The sequence below is a fragment of the Pseudomonas germanica genome, assembly GCF_019614655.1.
Lineage (GTDB): Bacteria > Pseudomonadota > Gammaproteobacteria > Pseudomonadales > Pseudomonadaceae > Aquipseudomonas > Aquipseudomonas neuropathica.
Genome location: NZ_CP071586.1, coordinates 964,541 through 990,528, shown reverse-complemented (window position 1 = coordinate 990,528; position 25,988 = coordinate 964,541). Strand labels below are relative to the sequence as shown.

Genomic DNA, 25,988 nt, shown 5'->3' with positions numbered 1-25,988 from the left:
CGCGAACTGAGCGCCAGCCTCGATCAGCTCAGCACTTACGCCAACGGCAACGCGGCTTATCTGACGCCGTTGCTCGTCGCCTCTCAGCACTTAGGCAAACTGTCACTGGCGCGGGACAAACTGGTCAGCAGCGGGCGCAGTGAACTGGCCGCCGATGTTGAGCGCGAAGTCACCAATATCCGCTCGCAAGCTCAGGTAATTGAGGCCCTGCCCTTGCTCGGTGTTGTCGCCAAAAGCGAATCGGGCAGTGATGACTTTGCGGCAATGATGGGCATCGAGAGCAGCGAAAAAGCCGTTGCCGAAGACGCCGGTGTCGGACTCAAACGTGAGCTCAACAGCTTGCTCGGACGCTATCCGGCGGAGCTGGCACGCACACGGGATCAGATCCAGAAACGCACCGACCTCAGCACCGCCACCCACCAGAAAATCGCCGCCGTGCAGCAGGCCATCGCCGGACTTGAGCCGGTCGTGCGCGCGCAGCACGGGCAAATTCAAGGCGAAGTGCGGCTGATGCAAGGCGTGATGATCGGCTTGATTCTGCTGATTGCGTTGCTCATCGACACCTTGCAGCGGCGGCTGGCCCGCACGCTGACCAATCTCGCTCCGGCGCTGTCGAACTGGGCCGAAGGCGATTTCAGCCGCGACATTCATTTGGGCAAAACCAACCGTGAACTGCACGACATCGAGGCCTCGCTCAATCGCTTGCGTGCCTACCTGGTGGACTTGGTTGGGACAATTCGCGGCAATGCCGAACAAGTCGCAGGCAGCAGTCGCACGCTCGCCGAACTAAGCAACGACTTGCACAGCGGCGCCGAACATCAGGCCGGTGACACCGCGCTGATCCGCGATTCACTCGGCGAGTTGGAGGCGACGATTCAGCAGGTCGCTGGCGATGCGCAGCAGGCGGCGGATGCCAGCCGTCATGCCGGACTGGCGGTCGAGCATGGCCAGTCGGTGATTGGCCAAAGCCTCACCGGCCTGCACGCGCTGGTCGGTGAGGTTCAGGGCAACGCGCAAATGATCGAGCATTTGGCCGAGGAGTCAGCGACCATTGGTGGCGTATTGACGGTGATTCGTTCGATTGCCGATCAAACCAACCTGCTGGCGCTTAACGCGGCGATCGAAGCGGCGCGTGCCGGGGAAATGGGTCGAGGATTTGCCGTGGTGGCTGAAGAAGTGCGCTCGCTGGCACAACGTACAGCCGGCGCAACTGCCGAGATTCAAACCCTGATTGCCGGCCTGCAAACCGCTGCTCGTCAATCGGTTGAAGGCATGCGCGCACAGGTCGAGCACGCCGAAGCCACGGCCAATCAGGCGCAAGCGGCGGATGGCGCGCTGGATAAAATCGTCGGCGCGATCCAGACCATTTCCGACACGGCGATCCGCATTGCCGACGTCACGGCGCAGCAGAGCGGCGCGGTCAGCGAGATTCGCGATCACAGTGAGCGGATTCATCAGTTGGGTGGGGATAATCTGGTGCGGATCGGCCGTGGGCGTGAGCAGGGTGAGAATCTGCTGGTATTGGGCGGGCAACTGCATACGGCCGTTCAGGCATTTCGCGTCTGACGAAAATCCCTGTAGGAGCTGCCGAAGGCTGCGATCTTTTGATCTTGCTCTTGAAAATCAAAAGATCGCAGCCTGCGGCAGCTCCTACAGGGGGTTCACCACAAGTGACCGGATTAGGACCCTCAGTCACATATTTCGCGCAAACATCGGCCATCGTGCTGGCTATTGCATAGAACTGGACAGTCACAAAGTCTTTGCGGCATAGTCGCCGGGTTCTGACGATTGCTCATTCATAACAAGGACTACGCAGATGGCGACCCTCCTGGTGCTGCACGGCCCCAACCTGAACCTGCTCGGCACCCGCGAACCCGGCACTTACGGTTCAACGACCCTGGCGCAGATCAATCAGGATCTGGAGCGCCGCGCCCGTGAAGCCGGTCATCATCTGCTGTATCTGCAAAGCAATGCCGAGTACGAATTGATCGACCGCATCCACGCCGCGCGTGGCGAAGGGGTCGATTTCATTCTGATCAATCCAGCAGCTTTTACGCACACAAGTGTCGCATTACGTGACGCGTTGCTGGGAGTGAGCATCCCATTCATCGAAGTGCATTTGTCCAACGTGCACAAACGCGAACCTTTCCGCCATCACTCTTACTTCTCCGACGTAGCGGTGGGAGTGATCTGCGGCCTTGGCGCCAGCGGTTACCGACTGGCCCTGGAGGCTGCGCTAGAACAGCTTGAAACACAGGCAACGGCTTGAACTACAAGCGTTAAACGCCCCTGACCGACCCTTGGGAGTTGATGATTCATGGATATCCGTAAAGTTAAGAAACTGATCGAATTGCTGGAAGAGTCCGGCATCGACGAGCTCGAGATCAAGGAAGGCGAAGAGTCCGTACGCATCAGCCGTCACAGCAAGACCCCGGCTCAGCAGTACTACGCGCCGGCTCCGATGCACGCTCCGGCTGCCGCACCTGCCGCCGCTGCTGCTCCGGTTGCTGCCGCAGCCCCGGCTGCCGCTGCTGCACCAGCGCTGAACGGCACTGTTGCCCGTTCGCCGATGGTCGGTACCTTCTATCGCAAATCTTCGCCAACCTCGCCGTCCTTCGTTGAAGTCGGCCAGACCGTGAAGAAAGGCGACACTCTGTGCATCGTCGAAGCCATGAAGATGATGAACCACATCGAAGCTGAAACCAGCGGTGTGATCGAGTCCATCCTCGTCGAAGACGGCCAGCCGGTTGAGTACGACCAACCGCTGTTCACCATCGTTTGAACTGCGGAGAGCCTTTGATGACTGCGAAGTTGGAAAAAGTTCTGATCGCTAACCGCGGTGAGATCGCCCTGCGGATTCTGCGTGCCTGCAAAGAGATGGGCATCAAGACCGTCGCCGTTTACTCCAAGGCCGACAAAGAGCTGATGCACCTGGGTCTGGCAGACGAATCCGTCTGCATCGGCCCGGCTTCTGCCGCTCAGTCCTACCTGCACATCCCGGCCATCATCGCTGCCGCTGAAGTGACTGGCGCTACCGCCATTCACCCAGGCTACGGTTTCCTCGCGGAAAACGCCGATTTTGCCGAGCAGGTCGAGAACTCCGGCTTCGCGTTCATCGGCCCGAAAGCCGAAACCATTCGCCTGATGGGTGACAAGGTCTCGGCCAAGCACGCGATGATCGAAGCAGGCGTGCCAACCGTTCCAGGTTCCGACGGCCCGCTGCCGGAAGACGAAGAAACGGCATTGCGCATCGGTCGTGAAGTCGGCTACCCGGTGATCATCAAAGCCGCTGGCGGCGGTGGTGGTCGCGGCATGCGCGTGGTGCACAAGGAAGAAGACCTGATCGCCTCGGCGAAACTGACCCGCTCCGAAGCAGGCGCGGCGTTCGGCAACCCGATGGTCTATCTGGAAAAATTCCTGACCAATCCGCGTCACGTCGAAGTGCAGGTCCTGTCCGACGGCCAGGGCCACGCCATCCATCTGGGCGACCGCGATTGCTCGCTGCAACGCCGCCACCAGAAGGTTCTCGAAGAAGCGCCGGCACCGGGCATCGACGAGAAGGCTCGCGAAGAAGTGTTGGCTCGTTGCGTCAAGGCGTGCATCGACATCGGTTACCGTGGCGCCGGCACCTTCGAGTTCCTCTACGAAAACGGTCGCTTCTACTTCATCGAAATGAACACCCGTGTTCAGGTGGAGCACCCGGTTTCGGAAATGGTTACCGGTATCGACATCGTCAAGGAGATGCTCAGCATCGCCGCTGGCAACAAGCTGTCGTTCACTCAGGATGACGTGGTTATTCGTGGCCACTCGCTGGAATGCCGGATCAACGCTGAAGACCCGAAAACCTTCATGCCGAGTCCGGGCACGGTCAAGCATTTCCACGCACCAGGCGGCAACGGCGTTCGCGTCGATTCGCACCTGTACAGCGGTTATGCGGTTCCACCGAACTACGACTCGCTGATCGGCAAGCTGATCACTTACGGCGCGACCCGCGACGAAGCCATGGCCCGCATGCGCAATGCCCTGGACGAAATCGTGGTTGACGGGATCAAGACCAACATCCCGCTGCACCGTGACCTGGTTCGTGACGAAGGCTTCTGCAAAGGTGGCGTGAACATTCACTACCTCGAGCACAAGCTGGCCAAGCAGTCGTAAGACTGACCTGGCGTGGAAAAACCCGATCCCTGTGGATCGGGTTTTTTTATGCCTGCAACCAGCGCATCAGTTCATCGACACCAAGGTAAAAGCTTGCCCCTGAATCATTTCAGGGGTTGCCCGGCGCCCGTTCTGGTCGACTACAGCGCCAGAGGCATCTTGGTGCAATGGCTTTCGACGAAACCGCTCCATGAATACCTGTGCGCGTTTCGACACCGGATCGCTGGCATATCTGGCCCGCTGCAAAACCGGCGAATACAAGCGCTCAACCTGGCTGGCGGAAGTCTTGAACACCGTCGAAACACCGTTGTTCAGATTCAACGAAACAGCATAGGTATTACCCAGACAGGAAGAATACGACCAGTAATCCCATGTCGGCCTCAGCCCCTGTTGACGCAATACACTCCTGACCGGTCCACCGATGTCGGTGCCGGTCAGCCAGTCACCGCCCACCAGCGTGACCCGAACATCTTTGGGCGAGCCTCCCAGACGCGTCATCGCATCCTTGACGGTGTGGTTGATCAGCGAGCGAACGTTGTGATCGAAATGAATGACTGCGCCGACCTTTGTCGTCGGGTTGTACATCGAGGCAATCACGCAGGTCTGCGCATTCAGCGAAAACAGATAATTGTCCATAGACCCGGCGACAAACTTCGCCACCACAGCCTCGCCCTGCAACGCACCACGGTTCAGCACTGGCTCGACCCGGCCGGGAAACGCATTGCGCAGATTGTTCACTCGACCAAGATTACGTACCTGATCATTGCCGCCGCGCAGCCCGACCCGGTCATGCGTCCATTTGCCACTCGCGGTCAGACGTACGGGGCGCTGATAAATGGCTTCGGGGCGCCGGGCATCGATCAGGCTGAGCCCCCCGAAATGCGGGTTTTCCCTGACCTGGAAGTACTTGCCTCTGTTGCGGATGTAATAGGTCGGTTGGGGCTGCGCAGCACTGGGCGGACTGCGCCATGTGCCAAAAAAGACACCTTCTTCAGTGACCTGCTGCAAATTATCCGGCTTGTTGCTGACGGCCTGTCTGGCGTGAAAACGCACCTTGCGAACCGCCGGCAACGCTTCCTTGCGAATCGGAGCCACGGTGCTCAAGCGTTCTGTGAGCAATGAGACCGGCCGCGTCGTGTGCTTCAGATTTCTGACCGTGCGCCCGAGTAACTTGACCGTACTGCCGGCGCCAACCATGGCAAACAGCGCGCCCCACGACGCCTCAAGCCAATGGCCGAGCGCGCCATCGACATCGCCTTCCAGATGCGCCGCGACGGCATCACCGGCACTGACAGCGATGAACACCACGTCCAACAACAAGGCGAAGGGCGGAAACACCATGCAGAATGGCGCGGCGGCGAACATCAGTCCCTTGACCACCTGTCTTTCGATCATTTTCGCGCGGCTGGTCGTGATGTCGTGCACATCCGTAACCGTGCGCTCGATGTAAGCGTTGAACTCAACCCGCGCGTCGCTCACTCGCTGCGCTTCGTACAGCGTATCGACGCGCTGATTTTTTACCGCTATCGCATGCAAGGAGAGCGAAACGGTTTTGCGTGCAGCAACCGCCGTGCGCGCCATCAAGTAGTCATGCAGCTCGCCGGCGATGTCGCCAAACAGTGAATGGTACGGGCGCACCGCAAGGCCGTCAGGAGCATCCGGGGTATACAACCACCAAGACGGATCGGGATCGAAAGCGGTAAAAACATAAACCCCGAGTACGACATGACCACGCACAGTAAACCTGAATACGCCGTCAGTCGTGACCCTGCTGGCGCCCGGCAAATGGCCCCCTGACGTTGGCAATTGACTCAACAGCGAGACCTGGCGGACGAGCGCTGTATACACCGTGTCGCTTAGCCGTGCCTGACTTCGCGCAACCCGCAAGTCACGATCCATTGTCGACAGCAGCACATTGCGCCAGGCAAACCGGCGCGGCTCGTAGTCCGCATGGCGAGCGTCGAGATATTTGCCTCGGATCTCGCTGGCGTACTTCTCACCCAGCCAGGCCCCGCGCAGATACAACGCCAGATCGGCGCTGCGCACCTCGCTCAGATCCTGGCCAACGGATGAGCGCACGCCCTTTTTCGGATTGTCGATACCAGCGTTGTCGTCGTAGCCGTAGATCGCCAGATCGAGCAGGCTGGCTACCGACTGTTTCCTGCGATCGGCGATGCCGGCGTTGTAATCGATCAACACGGTGGCCGGATCAACCGGTTCCAGCACCTGTTTGCTGCGCATATAAGGCGCGATCTCTGCGGCCACCGTGCGTCTGGCAAAGTCGACAAAGACTTCGAAACCGCCCAGCAACTCATTGAAGACCTGCTGATGAACAACCAGCTCCTGATTCAGGCTGCTGAGGCGTCGACGCGCATCCAGGGTCAGCGTTGAGTTCCAGCGCAGTAAATTGTCCTCTTCGACCTGCTGCAGGTTTTTGGCCAGGCCCATTTTTACAGCCGCTTCGACGCACTGAGCGAACGGCAGGGGCGCACGCCGAATATCACTGCTCATACCCCAACGGCCAGGGTCGGCAGCCACGGCGACAAGATACTCCCGCGCTCGGCGATGGGCAGTGGGAGAAAGCTGCTGCAAAAGATATTCGCGACCGGACTCGCTCTGCGTCCAGCCCCAGACCTCTCCGGTCAATGCCGCCAGCGAAGGCAGGCGCACCCACTCCTGGCCGTCTGGCTTGTTTGGCGCGTACAGCAGCAGATCGCTCACCGCTGGTGCAGGCTCTTGCCGGTAAAACACCAGAAAGTCGGCACACTGCATGCCGTTGGGTAAAGCCAGTGCGGCGACGCGCAAAGATTCGCCCATGGCTTCCCCCGCCCACATCGATTCGAGACGATCATGATCGTCCACCGCCAGATGCCCCGCACAACGCGCAACGAACGCGCTTTGCTTGAGTCGCGCGACAAACCAGTCGATCAAGGCCTTTTGTACGTCCTCGCGCTCATACTGCCCGGCGAGGGCTCGCAGGTACCCGACCGGATAATCCTGGCCGGCCAGCATGTCGGCGATGAATGCCGGCTCCAGCGGCTGATTGCGTCGCGAAGGACCACTGGTGACTTCCAGAACGGCAGCGAAATCCGTACCGATCGGCCCCGCCGCGAGCAACTGGCTCAAACTGCGGTTCTGCGTCGGCTCGCCGACCGCTGAAAGCCACCTCAGGCGGACATCGATCCGGTCCGGTTCCACCTCCATGTCGAGTTTGAGCTGGATATAGTCAATCGCCTGTTGCCGGGCATAGGCGCGCAACGAGCCGTAGCCTTCCAGCAGATCATCGAGCGCTGCCTGGGCCTGCGACGTCTGTTCTTGATAACGGCGCAGCCTGGCACGCTCCGGTTCGTTCAGCACCCGCAGCCAATGCGGCAATTGCGCGTATGACTGCGCTTCGAGCCTCTTCTTTTCCGCACCCGTTGCCAGTGCGGTCAACCGATAGCGGCGAGCGCCTCGTTCCTGAACCTTTTCGATTTGCCTGCGCAATCGATCCGGCGTCAGTCGCACGAGCCGGTCAGTGTGGAACAGCGCGTCGATGTCATCGATATAACGCTGCAATTTGCGCAAAACCAACTGATCGAACGCAGCCTCCTGCCCCTTGGTTTCCCAATGTGTTCGCAGGTAGTTTTTGTATTGATCAAGGAAATGCTCAGAAACGCTCTCCACAGTCTGGATGACCGCTTGACGATGGCCGAGCGGAAATCCCCGGTCAGCAGCACCCGGCCAGCGGTACGGAGCGTCCTGAATCGCCAGGTACATCATCGGCTTGCCGTCGATGATTTTCTGCAGAATCGAATCGAGCAAAGCCAGCACAAAACCCGGATCGATATTGCCGTGCGGGTAATGATTGCGCAGCTCGGTCAACGCGAAAGCTTCCATGGCCTCCAATAAGGTCAGCTGACTGCTCAGGCGCTTGTCGATGAGTACCTGCCAACGCGTGATCCGCAGCAGAATCTCCTGGGCCGTTCCTGTGGGCGCAGCGGCTTCCGGTGGTTTTTCTTCTACAATCCCTTGTTCACTCGCCATATCGTCCAGCCCGCTTGCGTAGAAATGAGCTTTCACTCTATTTGCCGGCAACCGCGCTCCGGGGATACATATGTATATCGCGCCGGCGAATGTGTAACAGCCAAGAGGCGTGTCCACTTTGCCGGCGACCTGGCGTAAACTGCGCGCTTTTGCAGCTTCGGGCTGCCCCACAGATTTTCAAAGGTGCCCGCCATGCCTTGGCTGCAAGTCCGTCTCGCCATCACCCCCGAACAAGCCGAAACCTACGAGGACGCATTTCTCGAAGTCGGCGCCGTGTCGGTGACCTTCATGGACGCAGAAGACCAGCCGATCTTCGAACCGGAACTCAACACCACCCCATTGTGGTCGCACACCCACTTGCTGGCGTTGTTCGAAGGCGGCACCGAACCAGCCCCGGTACTGGCCCACCTGGAACTGCTGACCGGCAGCCCGCTACCCGAACACCACAGCGAAGTCATCGAAGATCAGGACTGGGAGCGCAGCTGGATGGACGGTTTCCAGCCGATGCGTTTCGGCCAGCGCCTGTGGATCGTGCCGAGCTGGCACGCCGCGCCGGAACCTGATGCGGTCAACCTGCTGCTGGATCCGGGCCTGGCGTTCGGCACCGGCACTCACCCGACCACCGCTTTGTGCCTGGAATGGCTCGACGGCCAGGACCTGAAAGACTGCGACGTGCTCGACTTCGGTTGCGGTTCGGGAATTCTGGCGATCGCCGCCCTGTTGCTCGGTGCGAAAGAAGCCGTTGGTACCGACATCGACGTGCAGGCACTGGAAGCCTCGCGCGACAACGCCGGTCGCAACAATATTGCCGACGAACTGTTCCCGCTGTACCTGCCGCAAGACTTGCCGCAGGTTCAAGCTGACGTGCTGGTCGCCAACATTCTTGCCGGTCCGCTGGTTTCGCTGGCGCCGCAACTGTCTGGCCTGGTCAAATCCGGCGGTCGTCTGGCCCTGTCGGGCATCCTCGCTGAACAAGGTGATGAAGTCGCTGCCGCTTATGCACAGGACTTCGATCTCGACCCGATCGCCAATCGCGATGGCTGGGTGCGCATCACCGGCCGTCGGCGCTAATATGTCCGCCTGCATAATCCGGATCGCCGCATGACTGACAGCTTCGTCACCCAGTGCCCGCATTGCCAAACCAGTTTCCGTGTCAGCCATGCTCAATTGAGCGTGGCCCGCGGGGTGGTTCGCTGCGGCTCCTGCCTGCAAGTGTTCAACGCCGCCAAACAGCTGCTGGAACAACACGCTGGCAAGGACGCGGTGACGCCGGTCGCGCCTTCGCTTGCCGAGCCACCGCCGATTGTCGAGTCGACGCCAGCCGTCGAACCCGTAGCCATCGTCGAGCCACCGGCACCGCGCGCCATCAGCCAAAAGCAGTGGAGCGCCTCGGAGCTGGATCTCGATAGCCTCGATCTGGACCAGGAACTTGCCCGCCTCGAGCAACGGGAAATCCAGCCGACCACCGAATTCGGCCGTCCCCGCGAAGATTCCCTGAGCGCCCGGCGCGACATGCCTGAGCCGGACGAAACCGTCTGGCGCGACAGCCTGTTCAGCGAACATGCCGATGAGCACACGATCGAGCCCGACGACGAGGCAGAAGTCTCGGAGATCGAACCGGCCAAAGCCGCGCGCACTGAGCCTTCGCTGACTTTGGAACCGGTAGATCTCGACGACGAGCCGGCGATCCCGCAACTGCGCCTTCACGACCCGATCGATCCGAACGCCCGTCGTGAACGATTTTCTGCCAGCGACGATATCGATGACGGCGACGAGTTGCCATCGATCGAGCCGCTGCGCAAAAAGCGCGAGCGCGCAGAACCCGGTGTACGTGCTGAAGTCCTGCAGGACCTGACTGACGACCCGCTGCAACTGGACTGGCAGAAACGCCGCTCGCCGTGGGGACGCCGTTTGCTCTGGTTGCTGTTGGTGCTACTGGCGGCGGGCGGACTGGCTGCCCAATACATCGCCTATCATTTCGACGAACTGGCCCGCCAGGATCAATACCGTCCGTGGTTCCAGCAAATCTGCCCGCAGATCGGCTGCACGGTGCCGTCCAAGGTCGACATCGCCCGGATCAAGAGCAGCAATCTGGTGGTGCGCAGTCATCCGGAGTTCAACGGCGCATTGGTGGTCGACGCGATCATTTATAACCGCGCGACGTTCTCTCAGCCCTTTCCATTACTGGAACTGCGTTTCGCCGACCTCAATGGCCACTTGATCGCCAGTCGTCGCTTCAAACCCGGCGAGTACCTCAGAGGGGACCTCGAAGGTCTGGCGGAAATGCCGCCGCAAACGCCGATCCACATTGCGCTGGATATCCTCGACCCAGGCCCGAAAGCAGTGAATTACAGCCTGAGTTTCCACTCGCCCGAGTGAATCCCTGCGGCGGTTTGCAATTGACGGCGGTTTTCTGACTTTGCCACCCACAACCAAACCTGTGGCGATAACGGAATAACTGTTCAGATTTTGTTCAATTCAGCCTTTATCCAGTCATCGAGAGCGGGTATCATGCCAACCCTTTTTCGAACTCTCATGATCCGGCCCCACCTCAGGGAAGTCCTATGTCGGCGGTACGCATCGGCCCATACACATTGCAGAACGGCTTGATTCTCGCCCCGATGGCGGGCGTCACCGACCAGCCCTTTCGTCAGCTGTGCAAGCGTTTGGGCGCAGGGCTTGTAGTCTCGGAAATGGTCACCAGTGACATGAGCCTGTGGAACACCCGCAAGTCGCGCATGCGCATGATCCACGAAGGCGATCCCGAGCCCCGCTCGGTGCAGATTGCCGGTGGCGACGCGCAGATGCTGGCGGATGCGGCCCGGGCCAACGTCGAATTGGGCGCGCAGATTATTGATATCAACATGGGTTGCCCGGCAAAGAAGGTCTGCAACAAGGCCGCCGGTTCCGCGTTGTTGAAGGACGAAGCACTGGTGACCGAGATCCTGCAGGCCGTTGTGGCTGCGGTTGATGTGCCGGTCACCTTGAAGATCCGCACCGGATGGGATCGCGACAACAAGAACGGCCTGACCGTGGCGAAGATCGCCGAGCAGGCCGGGATCACCGCGCTGGCAGTGCATGGCCGCACTCGCGCCGATCTGTACACCGGTGAAGCCGAGTACGACACGATTGCCGCGATCAAGCAGGCGGTGTCGATGCCGGTGTTTGCCAATGGCGATATCGATTCGCCGGAAAAGGCCCGTTACGTGCTCGACGCGACCGGTGCCGATGGCCTGTTGGTAGGCCGCGCCGCCCAAGGGCGGCCATGGATTTTTCGCGAGATCGAACACTTCCTGCGTACCGGCGAGAAATTGCCGGCACCGGAACTGATCGAAGTGGAACACATTCTGCTGGAGCATCTGGCCGCCCTTCACGCTTTCTATGGGGATGTGATGGGCGTGCGCATTGCGCGCAAGCATGTGGGCTGGTATCTCGCAACCTTGCCGGGCGCCAGGGAGTTTCGCGCCCACTTCAATCGTTTGGATGGTACGGAAACACAATGCGCCAACGTTCGGGAGTTTTTCGCCGAGCGTTACAAGAGCCTGACAGGGGACGAAGAAGGGGTGGCCGCATGACGATGATGACCGAGACTTTAGTGAGTGGAACAGCACCCGTGAGCGACAACGTGAATTTGAAACAGCACCTCAATACCCCGAGCGAAGAAGGCCAGACCCTTCGCGGGAGTGTCGAGAAGGCGCTGCACAATTATTTCGCCCACCTTGAGGGCGCGTCCGTCACGGATGTGTACAACCTGGTGCTCTCCGAAGTCGAGGCTCCCCTGCTCGAAAGCGTGATGAACTACGTCAAGGGCAACCAGACCAAGGCCAGTGAGTTGCTCGGACTTAACCGCGGCACGCTGCGCAAGAAACTCAAGCAGTACGATCTGCTGTAAGCATTCAATCAAACCAGAAAGGCGCCCGCGTAAAAAACGGTCGCCTTTTTTGCTGACTTCCTTTGCTTTTGATGGAAATTGAGATGACCGACCAGACTACCCGCCTGCCGATCCGCCGCGCCTTGATCAGCGTTTCCGACAAGACCGGGATCCTCGAATTCGCCAAGGAGCTTGAAGCTCTGGGCGTCGAGATCCTCTCCACCGGCGGAACGTTCAAGCTGCTGCGCGACAACGGTGTTGCCGCAGTGGAAGTCGCGGATTACACCGGTTTCGCCGAAATGATGGACGGTCGGGTGAAAACCCTGCACCCGAAAATCCACGGCGGCATCCTCGGTCGTCGCGGTATCGACGACGCAATCATGAGCGAGCACGGCATCAAGCCGATCGATCTGGTGGCGGTCAACCTGTACCCGTTCGAAGCCACCATCAACAAGCCAGGCTGCGACCTGCCGACCGCCATCGAGAACATCGACATCGGCGGCCCGACCATGGTCCGTTCGGCAGCGAAAAACCATAAAGACGTAGCGATCGTGGTGAATGCCAGCGATTACGCCAGCGTCCTGGAAGGGCTGAAAGCCGGTGGCCTGACGTACGCGCAGCGTTTCGACCTGATGCTCAAGGCCTTCGAACACACGGCCGCCTACGACGGCATGATCGCCAACTACATGGGCACCGTGAATCAAGCGGCTGAAACCCTGAGCACTGAAGGCCGCAGCGAATTCCCGCGCACCTTCAACAGCCAGTTCATCAAGGCCCAGGAAATGCGCTACGGCGAGAACCCGCACCAGAGCGCGGCGTTCTACGTGGAAGCCAAGCCTGCCGAAGTCGGCATCGCTACCGCGACCCAACTGCAAGGCAAAGAACTGTCGTACAACAACGTGGCCGACACCGACGCCGCGCTGGAATGCGTGAAGAGCTTCGTCAAGCCAGCCTGCGTGATCGTCAAGCACGCCAACCCGTGCGGCGTGGCCGTCAGCCCGGACGCTGAAGGCGGCATCCGTCAGGCCTATGAACTGGCTTACGCCACCGATACCGAATCGGCGTTCGGCGGCATCATCGCCTTCAACCGTGAACTGGATGCCGAGACCGCCAAAGCGATCGTCGAGCGTCAGTTCGTTGAAGTGATCATCGCCCCAAGCGTCAGTGCAGAAGCCCGCGCCATCGTTGCGGCCAAAGCCAACGTGCGCCTGCTGGCCTGCGGCGAGTGGTCGGCAGACCGCGCAGCCGCGTGGGACTACAAGCGTGTCAATGGCGGACTGCTGGTACAGAGCCGCGACATCGGCATGATCAGCGCCGATGACCTGAAAGTCGTGACCAAACGCGCGCCGACCGAACAGGAAATCCACGACCTGATCTTCGCCTGGAAAGTGGCCAAGTACGTGAAGTCCAACGCCATCGTCTACGCCAAGAACCGTCAGACCATCGGTGTCGGCGCTGGCCAGATGAGCCGCGTAAACTCGGCACGTATCGCCGCGATCAAGGCTGAGCACGCCGGTCTGCAAGTAGCGGGTTCGGTGATGGCATCGGACGCGTTCTTCCCGTTCCGCGACGGCCTCGACAACGCGGCCAAGGTCGGCATCACTGCAGTGATCCAGCCGGGCGGCTCGATGCGTGATGCTGAAGTGATTGCTGCTGCCGATGAGGCTGGCATCGCCATGGTCTTTACGGGCATGCGTCACTTCCGTCACTGATTATTGCTTGATCGTACCCACGCTCTGCGTGGGCACGCAGCCCGGGACGCTCCGCGTCCCTTGGACGCAGAGCGTCCGTAGAGGCATTCCCACGCAGAGCGTGGGAACGATCAGCCCCCACAGAATTAGCGTCATCCGAGGTTTTTGAAATGAATGTTTTGATCATTGGCAGCGGTGGCCGTGAACACGCCCTGGCCTGGAAAGTGGCTCAGGATCCGCGCGTACAGAAGGTGTTCGTCGCGCCGGGCAACGCAGGCACCGCCATCGAAGCCAAGTGCGAGAACGTCGCCATCGACGTATTGGCTCTTGAGCAACTGGCCGACTTCGCCGAGAAAAACGTTTCCCTGACCATCGTCGGCCCGGAAGTGCCGCTGGTCGCTGGCGTTGTTGATCTGTTCCGCTCCCGTGGCCTGGACTGCTTCGGTCCGACCGCCGGCGCTGCGCAGTTGGAAGGTTCGAAGGCCTTCACCAAGGACTTCCTGGCTCGCCACAAGATCCCGACCGCCGACTACCAGAACTTCACCGAGATCGAGCCGGCCTTGGCTTATCTGCGTGAAAAAGGCGCACCGATCGTGATCAAGGCCGATGGCCTGGCGGCCGGTAAAGGCGTGATCGTCGCCATGACCCTGGCCGAAGCCGAAGACGCCGTGCGCGACATGCTTGCTGGCAATGCGTTCGGCGACGCCGGTTCGCGCGTGGTAATTGAAGAATTCCTCGACGGCGAAGAAGCCTCGTTCATCGTCATGGTCGATGGCAAAAACGTCCTGCCGATGGCCACCAGCCAGGACCACAAACGTGTTGGCGACGGCGACAGCGGCCCGAACACTGGCGGCATGGGTGCCTACTCCCCTGCCCCGGTGGTCACTGCCGACGTGCACCAGCGCGTGATGGATCTGGTGATCTGGCCGACCGTGCGTGGCATGGCTGAAGAAGGCAATGTCTACACCGGTTTCCTCTATGCCGGTCTGATGATCGACAAGGCTGGTAATCCAAAGGTTATCGAGTTCAACTGCCGCTTCGGCGACCCGGAAACCCAACCAGTGATGCTGCGTCTGCAATCGAGCCTGGTGCTGTTGGTTGAAGCCGCTCTGGCGCAAGCGCTGGACAAGGTTGAAGCACAGTGGGATCCACGCCCGAGCGTCGGCATCGTGCTGGCCGCTGGCGGCTACCCGGGCGACTACGCCAAGGGCGCGGCGATCAACGGTCTGGACGCAGCGGCGAGCCTGGAAGGCAAAGTCTTCCACGCCGGTACCGCGCTGAAGGATGGTCAGGTTGTCACTGCCGGTGGTCGCGTACTCTGCGCCACTGCAATGGGCGCCAGCGTCGGTGAAGCTCAGCAGCAAGCCTACAAGCTGGCAGCAGCCATCGACTGGGAAGGCTGCTTCTACCGCAAGGACATTGGCTACCGCGCCATTGCCCGTGAACGTGGCGAAACCCAGGAATAAGCTTTCGATCATCCCGGCGAGGGATACCGTTCCTCGCCGGGCTGTTCCGCCGCCGCGCATCGTTATATTCTGGCATCAACCTACGAAGGGATTTCGCCGTGCGCTGGCTCAGGATTGCCATAAGCTTCACCGTCACGTTGCTGACCTTGCTCTGCATGCTCCCGGCCCAGGCCGCGCAAGGCAGTGGCTGGTCGGTATTGCTTGACGATCAGGGCAGTCTGCAACTGAGCGATATCCGCTCCGCTCGCTACACCAATCAATTCAGCCCCATCGACCTCGACCGCCTCACTGCGGCCGAGCCCGATGGCGCCCTGTGGTTGCGCTTCAAACTGGCGCCGGGCAAGCACGAACAAGTGCTGCGCATCTTTGCCCCCGACCTGTCACAGCTCAATCTCTACGTACTCGACGGTGACAAGCTGATCGAGCAACGCAACACCGGCACCGACCAGCCACAGGCCGAAAGGCCGTTGCCGAGCAGCGACTTCATGCTGCCGTTGCCACAGACCGACAAACCGCTCGATGTCTATCTGCGCCTGGTCTCCGATCACCAGTTGCGCCCGCACGTCACCCTACAATCGGCGGTGATGAGCGCGGCCAACCACAATCAGACGCTGATCTTCGGCTTGCTGTTCGGCTGTCTCGCCATGCTGCTGTTGCACAACCTTGTGCGCTACGCCTACTCCCGCTCGCGCAGCAGCCTGTGGCTGGCGGTCTGCGAGGGCCTGCTGGGCCTCAGTCTGTTGCTGCTGCTCAACCTCGCCGGCCCCTGGCTGCCGAACTGGCACGCGGTGCAGACCCCGGGCGCCTATCTGGCGTTGCTGCTGACCGCTCCCGCAGGATTGATGTTCGCCTATCGCTTCTTCGCGCCGCTCGGCCCGCACCCGCTGAACAAACTGTTGATTGGCGACATCCTGTTTATCGTCACCTGCAGTCTGTTGCTGCTGTTCGTCAACACCCTGCCGCTGAACATCATCACCTATGCCCTGGTGGCCCTGGCCGGCCTGAGCATGTTGTTTGTCGCCTTCTATCACTGGCAGAAGGGTTACCGCCCGGCGCGCCTGTTCGTCGCCGCAATGGTGGTGTTCAACATCGGCACCTTGATCATTCTTCCCGCGTTGCTGGGGCTGACACTGGTGTCGCCGCAGGGTCTGATCATGACCCTGATGGCATTCATCTGTATCAGCGGGCTGCTGATGAGCATCGCCCTCGGCGAGCGTCAGCGCAGCATCACCGAAAGTCGTTTCAGCGTCAGCCGCGACCTCGCCGCGAGCAATGCCGAGATCAACGCCAAAGCCGAGTTCCTCGCCAAGATCAGCCACGAAATCCGCACGCCGATGAACGGCGTGCTGGGCATGACCGAACTGCTGCTGGGCACGCCACTGTCGGTCAAGCAACGCGACTACGTGCAGACCATCCACAGCGCCGGCAACGAATTGCTGACGTTGATCAACGAGATTCTCGACATCTCCAAGCTCGAGTCCGGGCAGATCGAACTGGACGATGTGCAGTTCGACCTCAATGCCTTGATCGACGACTGCCTGAGCATCTACCGGGCCAAGGCCGAACAGCAGAACGTCGAACTGATCAGCTTTATCCAGCCGCAAGTACCGCGGGTGATCAGCGGCGACCCGACCCGCCTGCGCCAGACTCTGCTGAGCCTGCTGGAAAACGCCCTGAAGAAAACCGATGAAGGTGAAGTGCTGATCGTCGTCGCCCTCGACGAGCGCAGCAACAAACCGCGTCTGCGCATCGCCGTGCAGGACAGCGGTGAACCGATGGATCAGGAAGAGCGTGACGCACTGATGCACGCCGAACTGCACAGCAAGCACTTCCTTTCGGCCAATCGTCTGGGTGGCAACCTGGGGCTGGTGATCGCGCGACAACTGATCCGCTTGATGCATGGCGAGTTCGGCATCAAGAGCGGCGCCAATCAAGGCAGCACGTTATGGCTGACTTTGCCGCTGGACCCCGACCGCCTCGAACACCCGACCTCCGATCTCGACAGTCCGCTGCAGGGCGCGCGGGTCCTGGTGGTCGACGACAACGACACCTGCCGCAAAGTGCTGGTCCAGCAATGCAGTGCGTGGGGGCTGAATGTCAGCGCCGTACCTTCAGGCAAGGAAGCGTTGGCTCTCCTGCGGACCAAGGCGCACCTGCGTGATTACTTTGATGTGGTGTTGCTCGATCAGAACATGCCCGGCATGACCGGCATGCAGCTCGCGGCCAAGATCAAGGAAGACCCGAGTCTGAACCACGACATCCTGCTGATCATGCTCACCGGCATCAGCAATGCGCCGAGCAAGATCATCGCGCGCAACTCGGGGATCAAACGCATCCTCGCCAAACCGGTGGCCGGCTACACCCTCAAGACCACCCTGGCCGACGAGCTCAACCAGCGCAACAAAGGTCAGGTGGTGTTCCAGCCGCAAGTGGTCACCCCGGCCACGGCGGCGAAAGTGCCGAGCGATTTCCGCATCCTCGTCGCCGAAGACAACACGATTTCGACCAAAGTGATTCGCGGCATGCTCGGCAAGCTCAACCTGCAACCGGACACCGCCGCCAACGGCGAAGAAGCCCTGCAAGCGATGAAAGCCCAGCGTTACGATCTGGTGCTGATGGACTGCGAAATGCCGATCCTCGATGGCTTCTCGGCGACCCAGCAATTGCGCGCCTGGGAAGTCAGCAATCAACGCATTCGCACGCCGATCGTGGCGTTGACGGCGCATATTCTCGCCGAACACAAGGAGCGCGCGCGTCAGGCCGGGATGGATGGGCACATGTCCAAGCCGGTCGAGTTGTCACAATTGCGCGAGCTGATCGAGCACTGGGTAGCCGAGCGTGATCAGCAGAACCGTGCCACGACGCCCACCTCCTGAGCCGACAGACCCCGTAGCGCCTGATAGACTCCCCCACGAATTCCCTCGCCAGTGAGCTTGCACCATGCTCCATGTGTTGTTCAGCGTTTACCTGAAGATGCTGGTGCTCTACAGCCCGTTCTTCGTGCTGTCGTGCTTTATCAGCCTGACCCGCGGTTATTCGCGCAAGGAACAACGGCGGCTGGCCTGGAAAGTCGCCGTGGCCACGCTGGTCTCCAGCGTTTTACTGTATTTGTTCGGGCGGGTAATTTTCGATGTGTTCGGCATCACCGTGGATGCGTTTCGCATCGGCGCCGGCAGTGTGCTGTTCATTTCGGCACTGGGGATGGCGCAGGGCAAACCGGCGGTACAGGCCGACAATGTGCAGCAGGACGTCACCATCGTGCCGCTCACCATCCCGCTGACCGTCGGCCCGGGCACCATCGGTGCCTTGCTGGTGATGGGCGTCAGCCAGCCGCACTGGGACGACAAACTCACCGCGATCATGAGTATTGCCCTGGCCAGTTTTACCGTCGGCGTGGTGCTGTACCTGTCGAATCGTATCGAGCGGATTCTGGGCGATCAGGGCTTACAGATCGTCAGTCGTTTGATGGGATTGTTTGTTTGCGCTTTGGCGGCGCAGATCATTTTTACAGGGGTCAAAGGCTATTTGGTGCCCTGAACAAGCGCATCGAATACGTCCGTACACTTCTTGCAAAGGGCCGTGAATTTATTCTTCACGGCCCTTTTTGCTTCTACATCGGTTTTGAGTTCAAAGCGCTGCCTCAATCAGCACGTTCAGACTGACCACGGCGTTATCGCCCTGCAGCCGTGCAAAACGCTGCAACCAATCGGTAAGGGTAAACGTGCAGTGGAGCCGCTCATTGAGCCGGACTGTTATTTCCATTGGCGTGTTTTCCTCGCCGCCCTGCGGCTCGACATCCCGCACAATCAGCGTGCTTGCACTGTCCGGGTCGGCAATCACCAGATGCCCTTCAACCCGCGACATCAAAAGGCGCGCGCAATCAGCCATGTCGAGAAACAGCAGGTTCGTGCCCGAACCATCGTCGTCCGCTGCCAGCCGCGTATCGACCACGATGCAGTCCAGACGCTGCCAGGTTTCGTCGGTGATGCGATACCCGGTTTCCCGGGAACCGAAGGCCAGAATCAGTGTGTCGATACCATCGGGCAATAATGCGCGGACATCGGTCACCTCATCGCTCAAGGACAGGGACAACACCTCGCCTTCGCGGTGCGCGTGGCAGCCCGGAATCCAGACAGGATCAGGATCGACCGGGCCTGCGCTGAAGACAAGTCCGTCAATTGCGTCGAATAGCAGCGCAGCGGTGTTTTGGCGCGTGCCAAGAAACGTCGGCCACTGTCGCGCATGGCGGGCGGTGACCTCAAACAAGCGATCCGTTGCAGGCAGGTAATACGTGTAGCGCGTGCCGGTGTGCTCGACCGGCAGAACCTGCGCGTGGAGCTGTCCCGCGAGCAATGCTTTCAAGCGCGTACGCCACTGCTCGGCCGTCTGCCCCTGCACGTGCGACCAGCGATTCTCCACGCTGATGATCCGCGCTGGCTGCTGATCGTGCAGCTCGACATTGACCCCGTCGCGGGTTTGCCCGAGCAGACCTTGTCCATGCCTCAGCACGTGAACAAATGACCACTGCGACCAGACCTTTTCTGCCATGGGCAACTGCTCGGGACTCACGCGCTGCGGCCCTGCAGCAAACGCGACGCGCAATGCCCCGATGGCAATCGTCGGCTGGCGATAAAGCCGCCCGGTCGAACCCTCCAGCAACCATGCGGCCTGTTTGTCCGGCGTCAGTCCCAACGGCGTCAACTGCACTTCAGGACCGATGTTCGACACGACGAATTGCTCCTCGATGCACCACGCCGGCAGAAATGCATGAGCCGCCCCATTGCCCAATCCGATGAGCGGAAAAGGTTCGGCTTTGTAGACTTTTGCCAGCGCCGGCAAGGCATCCAGCCAGTCGGAGTTGAGCTGTAGCCAGCGCTGGCCGAGGCCGGCAAATTTCAGAATATTCGGTGTGGGAATGCCGCCCATCCACTGCTCATCTTTAAGGTTGGTGTCGACCTCGAAAAGGCGGCCGTCGGCCTTGGTGGCAATGTAGCTTCCGAACGTTTGGGTGACGTCGACAATATCGCGCTCGATGACCCGATTGATGAATTGCCCCACCCTCGGCTCCACCCCTTGACTGATGGTCTGCGCTTGCTTGCTGTAGAACAGCAGCGCACCGCTCTGCGGATCGGCCGGCATCAACATGACCATGTCCGCCTCACTGCCCAACCCCGCCGAAAAATAGTGGCCCGTGCGTTTGTTGACCCAGGCACGCCGGCGCAATCCTTCGAAGTAGTAGGTGCGCGCGTAAACGAACGATGCATATACCCAGGTGCTGATGGCATTGGCCATGCCCGGGGTTTCATCGTTATACGCGCCGAAGGTCGTGAAGTGATGCAAGTCGCCCTGCCCGGGGCGCGCGGTGGGTTCCTCGATAAACGACGACTTGATGCCCGTCAGGACCACGGCCGCATCGCTGAGGCGATACTCCAGTGTGGTTTCGGTTTCAGTTATCCGGGCGTCGATCAGCAAGCGTTGCAACACTCGCAAACTGCCATCGGCGTCCTGGACACAACCCATGATGTGCGACCCGCTCGCGGGGTTCATCAAGCGGTAGCGATGCACAACCGTGCCGGTGATCGTGTCGACACGCCAGACCGTCGCCCGTTGCGGATGGTAGAACCAGGCATGGCGGGCACCGGCGCCGCCCAACAGCAGCCCCTCGTTCACCGCGCTCGGCAGATTGCGTGCGTACAACAAACGATCACTGGTCGCGTCATACCAAGCGGTGGTCACCACCATGGCGGCGGGCACCCGGAATTTGTACAGCGCCACAGCATTTGCGACCAATCGGCCTTCGCGGGCGTGCTGGCGCAGCATCGCCAGTATTTGCGGCAGGCGGCTTTGCTCATCAAGGGTGACCGACTGCAAGCGAAGGCAGCGCTCCCACCCATCGACCCGGAACAGGCCCTCGGCCAGTTCGATCAAGCCATCGAAAACCGACAGCACCGTGCCATCAACCATCAGTTGGACTTCATCATCATTTTCCCGATTCGGGACGGCAAATCTGACCTGTTCCAGGCAAGCCCAGGTCGCCTGCACGATCCACTTGGCAGGGCCATTAAATCTGACCGAGACGATGCCGGGTGCAAGCCTGATCCGGTATTGCCCCTCGGGTGCGCTGATTGCGTAGGAAATCCTCTTGTGCACCAGCGCTTCCAGGGTCGGCACCACCAACTGGCGTACCTGACTGTCCAGCACCACGCTGATGTCTGTCGGTTGATAGACCGGATGCAGCTTGTACAGAATGTGCGGCAGCGACGGGTTGCTGGTGAGATAAAAGCGCCGGTTTCCGTGTTGGTCATACTCCAGCGTGTCCGCCATGCGATCCGTCACTTGCGGGTAGCGGGTTTCAGCAGGGATGTCGCCAGCGTCCCCGACCTCGCCGGGAAGGGGGTCGTAGGTGTACCCGCCCAGCCCCTTCAACTGATACTCGTAACCGTAATGGCAGATCGGCGTGCACGGCAGCACCAGCGTCTCAAGCCTATCGGTTTCGTCACGGTAAAGATGAACAACCTCGGGCAGCCCCAGTGCCTGGCGGATATCGAGGGACAGGTGAATAGCCTGCGGGTCATCGTTGTACTGCGGCAGTTCCAGTAGCCCGCCCGTCCAGGGGTAAAACTTCTGGCTGTCGAAGCGCACGTCATTGGTTTGCAGGTTCAGACTGACGATGACCGCCTCTGCGGGAAATTGCAGCACGCCATCCTTCAAGGTGTAGGCACCGCGCCGGTAAGCATGACCGATCGCACGCAGATGATTGCCCACCGCCGTCGCCTTGTCCCTGATCTGTCCCAGGTTGCTGGCAATCGCCGTCACCCCAATCCCGACACCCAGCAGCGGCACCGAGAGAACGGCCGCTGCCGTGCCCACCGCCCCGCCAGCCGCCAAAGCAACAACATCCACCCCCAATGCCGCAACGTTGAACACCAGTGATGTGGAGAACCGCGAGCGTTGCTCGTGGTTCTCGGCCACCGACAGGTTGTGGAGATCGAAGCCGATGTTGGCGAGCGAAAATACCAATCCGCCTGCCGTGGTGGCACGCCCCAGCACACGCCCGGACAACGACGACTGACCAAGCGTCAATGCCCGTTCGCTGGCCGCCACCTGACGCACCAGATTGATCGTCTGGGCCGTGTCGCTCAATACGCCGAAACCCAACTGCGCATAGTTGAAATAGACCTGCACTTGCAGGGCTATCGACAAAACCGGCGCCCGCTCCCCATCAGCCTGATAGTCACGATGGCGCATTTCAGTGACCAACGCCTGGATCGCGAAGGCGAAACTCAGACGACTGCCGCCGTCGGCTTCGACCGCGGTACTCGGCTTGCCCGTCAATGTGACAACCAAACGTTGAAGGTGTTTTTTAAGCCTGTCGAACCGCGCATCGGCGGTGCCGACTGTCAGTGATCTGGCCGGGTTCTGCACATCCACCAGCGTCAGCGAATAACCCGCGTCCGGGTTTGCCTTGAGCGTTTCCAGCAGCGGCAGATAGTCGCGACCCAATGTGTGTTCAGCGCGCAATTGCCGGGTCGCCTGATCAAATTCCTGCGCCCAGTAACGCGCGTCCAACTGCGCGAGGCTAGCCCCCAGCCGCGCGTTTTCACTGAGTGAGCGCGTGCGTGCGACAGCTTGCCTGGCCCAGACCGAAGCCGCTTGAGGGTCGGCGATAGCTGCGGTTTGCAAAAAACTCTCGACGCGCAACCCGGACGACAATGTCCGCTCGGCGAGCGCTACGGTGTCCAGTTCGATTACATCGAACTGCGCAGTGCCGATGTCAGTCAGGCCGTACAACTTCGCCAAAGTGTTGCCGTCGTCACTTAAATAGCGTGCCAAGCCCTGCTTCATTTCTGCGCTTGCGGCAAATCCATAAATCGCAAAATTGGGATCATAAAAGCGATAGAACGTTTGCTCATCCACTTGCACTTTAGCCACCAGCAAAGCGTGATTGCCTGTGTCGAGCAGCAGGGCGCCGGGGGCGGTTTTCGCTTCCAGTGTCTGCATCACGCTGTCGAGATTTTGCCGGCCACGAGCCTGTCCGATCGCACGCCCGGAGACCTCGCCCAGCTCATCCAGCGCACTGAGCAACGCCCGCGAATCAACGTCTTCCGGCCTCAGGCTGGCATTCGCCACACGTCCGATCAGTGCACGCTCGGCCAACCCGCCAGCCGCCACGGCGGCGCCCATCAACAACGCCAGCGGATAGCAACGGCGTCCCGGGTCGCCCGTGCTGCGCCTCAACAAATCCTGCGGCAGTTGCCTGACGGACACGGCGCCGGACTGGAACAACGCCTCCCGCACCTGGCCACCCCGCTTGAAAATATGCCTGTGGTATTCACGCTGTGCCGTGCGATTGATCTGTCCGATGTGCTCGCCCCACTGTTTCAGCGTCAGCGGTTCGCTCATCGCCAACGCCTTGAGTTCGCGCGCCGTGTGCGTGCCGTGGATGCTCGCGCCGGCAAGCCCCGCCTCGAAGTTCGGCGCCGCCTGCTGAATCAGGGCCTTTTCGATCGCGTGGTAACGGGCGAACAAACCACCCTCAGCGGTTCCCCGAGCGATGTCCATAACGCTCTGCCAGACCGGGGCAAACCCGGCGGCATCCAGACTGTTTGCCCCCAACATCCCGCCGAGGATGACGCGTTGCAACGGACTGAGTTGCTCAACCACCAGCGAGCCATGGGCAACGAGGGTGAACAACTCATTGAGATTGCGGGTAGGCTCCGCGCCATGGGAAAGCGGAATCGCACGGACTGTTTGCGCGCGAATCTGCTCACGGCTGTCGAAACCGATGGAGATCGCTGAATTGAACGTCATGTCGCCGCTCAACTTCTCCTGCATCGCGCGCAGGAACGGCTCGCCCAGATCGTCCATCAGTGGCTGCAATACCGAGGTCAACATCACCGGTTGGCCTTCGATGACCGGCCAGCCCTGCTTGAAGGTTAGCGTGTGCGCTTTCAGCAAATCCGCCAGTTGGCCGACGTAGCGCGATTTCAGTTTGCCGTTCTGCCACTTCTCCCGCTCTTCGAGCAACCATTGCTCGGCCTTACCGTCGACGGTCCAGCCGGAGATCATCTCCTCCTCGGTGTGGGTGTTGTAGCCTTCGAGCAACTTCAGGCGCTCACGGATCTGCACATGTCGATCGGGTTGCAGGTGCTGCTCTATGTATTTGAGCAGCGCGGCCGCGGCGGCCCCTGGGCCCGTCAGGGTGATGGTGCCGCGGGCTTCAAGGCGAATGCCATCGCGGTAATAGGTAAAAATCGCGTCGATCAGTCTGGAGCGGAACACCTCGCCTTGCGCTTCAGGCAGTTTGCCCTGCGCCTGAGCTTCGTTGACCACATTCTCGACCACATCAAACATCCGCGCCTGATCCGTCGCGTCGATGCCGGCGAGCGCCGCACGCCGCTCCACTTCCAGCAGGCAGTCATAATTGAGGCGGATCATCTGCATGTACGCCAGGGTCATGGCACTGCCGGGATGGGCCAGCATATGCGCATTCATTTCCGCCCAGTCCGGCAAGCCATAGGCCGTGCCCAAACGCATCGCGTCCTGCGGCACCGCGTGATCTTGCGGTGCGACAAAGATCTCGCTTAGCCGGTGTTGCTCACGGGCAAACGCCGTCAATGCCTCGAAGTGTTCGGGCGGGATTTTGTCAGTGCGGTCGAGATAACGCTGGCGGTCGCGTCCCGGCATCAAGGCTTCATTGTGGTTCAACAGCAACTGCAAAACGCCGATTCGGCCTTCTTCGCCGACGCTGAGAATATCGACACCGGCCAGCGTGTCCGCCAGTGGCGGCAAGTAATCCATGTCACTGTAACGGCCACCTTCGAGGTATTCGGCCTGCAGGCGCACGACATCGCTCGCCGCGGCAAAATTGCCGCGCATGGCCACCTCGCGCTGATAGACATCCTGCAAAAAGTGCCCGGCAAATTCGTCGCCGACATCGCGCAATTGCAGGTCCGCTCCGAGCATCGCCTGATGCGTCTGCAGGCAGCGCTGGCGAAAGGCTTCAAGCGTCGCCCGATCCTTGCCGTAGGCACGCACCATCAAGTCGATACGCGCTTCGTCGGCTCGCCCCCGCCACTGTGCTTGCTGAAGGTGGGCGAACATCTGCTGCTTCAACACCCGCGCACGGTCCTCGATCATCTGCGACAACTGAAAAGCCTTGCTGACCTTGTCACCGCCCGACTCCAGCGCATCCACTCTGGCGCTGTCGAGGATCACCCGGTTCATTTCAAAGGCCAGCAACGCATCACTGTCGTACCAGAGGTTGAAGCGGTAACCCTGCGGCTCCAGCACCTGGCGCCAGATGTTCATGTAGTCGCGCTGATTGGCCCCGACTTCACTGCCGCCCACCCAGACAAAGTGCATGATTTTCGCCACGGGCCTGGCCACGCCATGGAGCATGGCGTGTGTGTCCTCCAGCCTGGCGACAGACTTGACCAGATCCGATCTGATCTGGCTGATGGCTTCGGAAACGGGCTGAGTCCTGCGTTGGAGCAACGACTCCAGGGCCTCCTGAAACAGCTTGATCAACAGCAGTCGCTGCGGGTCATCAGCGGCTTGTCTGGCCAGTTCATAGTGCGACAGCAACGCCTTGTATTCAGCGCTGCCGGCAAACTCGCTCAGCGCCCGCTGCAGTTGCGAGAAGTCTTTGACGGAAAGGATTTCGTACGGCTTGTTGGTTTTCATCGTGGCACTTCTTCCATCACGGCTTCGTTCGCCACGAAACTATTGAACTGGAGTACCACGCTCAAACCCGAACAAACTCAAACGATGTCCAGT

At 60.4% G+C, this 25,988-nt stretch carries 13 protein-coding genes and 1 pseudogene; 12 read left to right on the top strand and 2 right to left on the bottom strand.

Features of this window, described 5'->3' with window-relative positions; genetic code table 11:
- Positions 1–1,059: 1,059 nt before the first annotated feature.
- The 4 genes and pseudogenes from J0G10_RS30260 to accC all read left to right on the top strand — a co-directional run.
- Positions 1,060–1,566: pseudogene (locus J0G10_RS30260) on the top strand (methyl-accepting chemotaxis protein); the annotation flags it as partial.
- 250 nt (positions 1,567–1,816) lie between these two features.
- A complete protein-coding gene (gene aroQ / locus J0G10_RS04220) occupies positions 1,817–2,269 on the top strand; it encodes a type II 3-dehydroquinate dehydratase (protein ID WP_093430249.1) in 453 nt (150 codons plus the stop codon).
- 48 nt (positions 2,270–2,317) lie between these two features.
- On the top strand, positions 2,318–2,782 hold the full coding sequence (gene accB / locus J0G10_RS04215) for an acetyl-CoA carboxylase biotin carboxyl carrier protein (protein WP_093430248.1): 465 nt from the start codon (positions 2,318–2,320) through the stop codon (positions 2,780–2,782).
- 17 nt (positions 2,783–2,799) lie between these two features.
- Positions 2,800–4,155: an acetyl-CoA carboxylase biotin carboxylase subunit gene (accC, locus tag J0G10_RS04210; RefSeq protein WP_095126109.1), complete on the top strand. Its 1,356-nt coding sequence runs from the start codon at positions 2,800–2,802 to the stop codon at positions 4,153–4,155.
- 66 nt (positions 4,156–4,221) lie between these two features.
- On the opposite strand, the gene J0G10_RS04205 is transcribed toward accC, so the two are convergent.
- Positions 4,222–8,352, bottom strand: coding sequence for a ferritin family protein (locus tag J0G10_RS04205; protein WP_220557546.1), 4,131 nt, complete (start codon positions 8,350–8,352; stop codon positions 4,222–4,224).
- 21 nt (positions 8,353–8,373) lie between these two features.
- Here J0G10_RS04205 and prmA point away from each other — a divergent pair, with 21 nt between their 5' ends.
- From prmA to J0G10_RS04165, 8 genes are all read left to right on the top strand, one after another.
- Complete coding sequence (gene prmA / locus J0G10_RS04200; protein WP_093430245.1) at positions 8,374–9,252, top strand: 50S ribosomal protein L11 methyltransferase; 879 nt, start codon at positions 8,374–8,376, stop codon at positions 9,250–9,252.
- A 30-nt stretch (positions 9,253–9,282) separates the two neighbouring features.
- Positions 9,283–10,560 carry a DUF3426 domain-containing protein gene (locus J0G10_RS04195; protein WP_093430244.1) on the top strand — a complete coding sequence of 426 codons (1,278 nt, stop codon included), beginning with the start codon at positions 9,283–9,285 and terminating at the stop codon, positions 10,558–10,560.
- 185 nt (positions 10,561–10,745) lie between these two features.
- The gene (gene dusB, locus J0G10_RS04190; protein ID WP_093430243.1) at positions 10,746–11,756 is read left to right on the top strand and encodes a tRNA dihydrouridine synthase DusB; all 1,011 of its coding nucleotides are present in this window, start codon (positions 10,746–10,748) and stop codon (positions 11,754–11,756) included.
- Complete coding sequence (gene fis / locus J0G10_RS04185) at positions 11,753–12,073, top strand: DNA-binding transcriptional regulator Fis (protein WP_003221275.1); 321 nt, start codon at positions 11,753–11,755, stop codon at positions 12,071–12,073. Before dusB ends, fis begins: the two co-directional genes overlap by 4 nt.
- Positions 12,074–12,156: 83 nt before the next feature.
- On the top strand, positions 12,157–13,764 hold the full coding sequence (purH, locus tag J0G10_RS04180) for a bifunctional phosphoribosylaminoimidazolecarboxamide formyltransferase/IMP cyclohydrolase (RefSeq protein ID WP_095047355.1): 1,608 nt from the start codon (positions 12,157–12,159) through the stop codon (positions 13,762–13,764).
- Between the two features lie 149 nt (positions 13,765–13,913).
- The gene (gene purD / locus J0G10_RS04175; RefSeq protein ID WP_095047354.1) at positions 13,914–15,209 is read left to right on the top strand and encodes a phosphoribosylamine--glycine ligase; all 1,296 of its coding nucleotides are present in this window, start codon (positions 13,914–13,916) and stop codon (positions 15,207–15,209) included.
- Positions 15,210–15,307: 98 nt separating this feature from the next.
- Positions 15,308–18,085 (top strand): hybrid sensor histidine kinase/response regulator, encoded by a 2,778-nt coding sequence (locus J0G10_RS04170; RefSeq protein WP_095126112.1) that lies wholly within the window; start codon positions 15,308–15,310, stop codon positions 18,083–18,085.
- A gap of 64 nt (positions 18,086–18,149) precedes the next feature.
- Entirely contained in the window at positions 18,150–18,746 is a 597-nt protein-coding gene (locus J0G10_RS04165; RefSeq protein WP_025111770.1) for a MarC family protein, read from the top strand.
- Positions 18,747–18,836: 90 nt separating this feature from the next.
- Here J0G10_RS04165 and J0G10_RS04160 read toward each other — a convergent pair whose 3' ends face one another.
- Positions 18,837–25,895 (bottom strand): TcdA/TcdB catalytic glycosyltransferase domain-containing protein, encoded by a 7,059-nt coding sequence (locus J0G10_RS04160; protein WP_220557544.1) that lies wholly within the window; start codon positions 25,893–25,895, stop codon positions 18,837–18,839.
- Positions 25,896–25,988 lie beyond the last annotated feature (93 nt).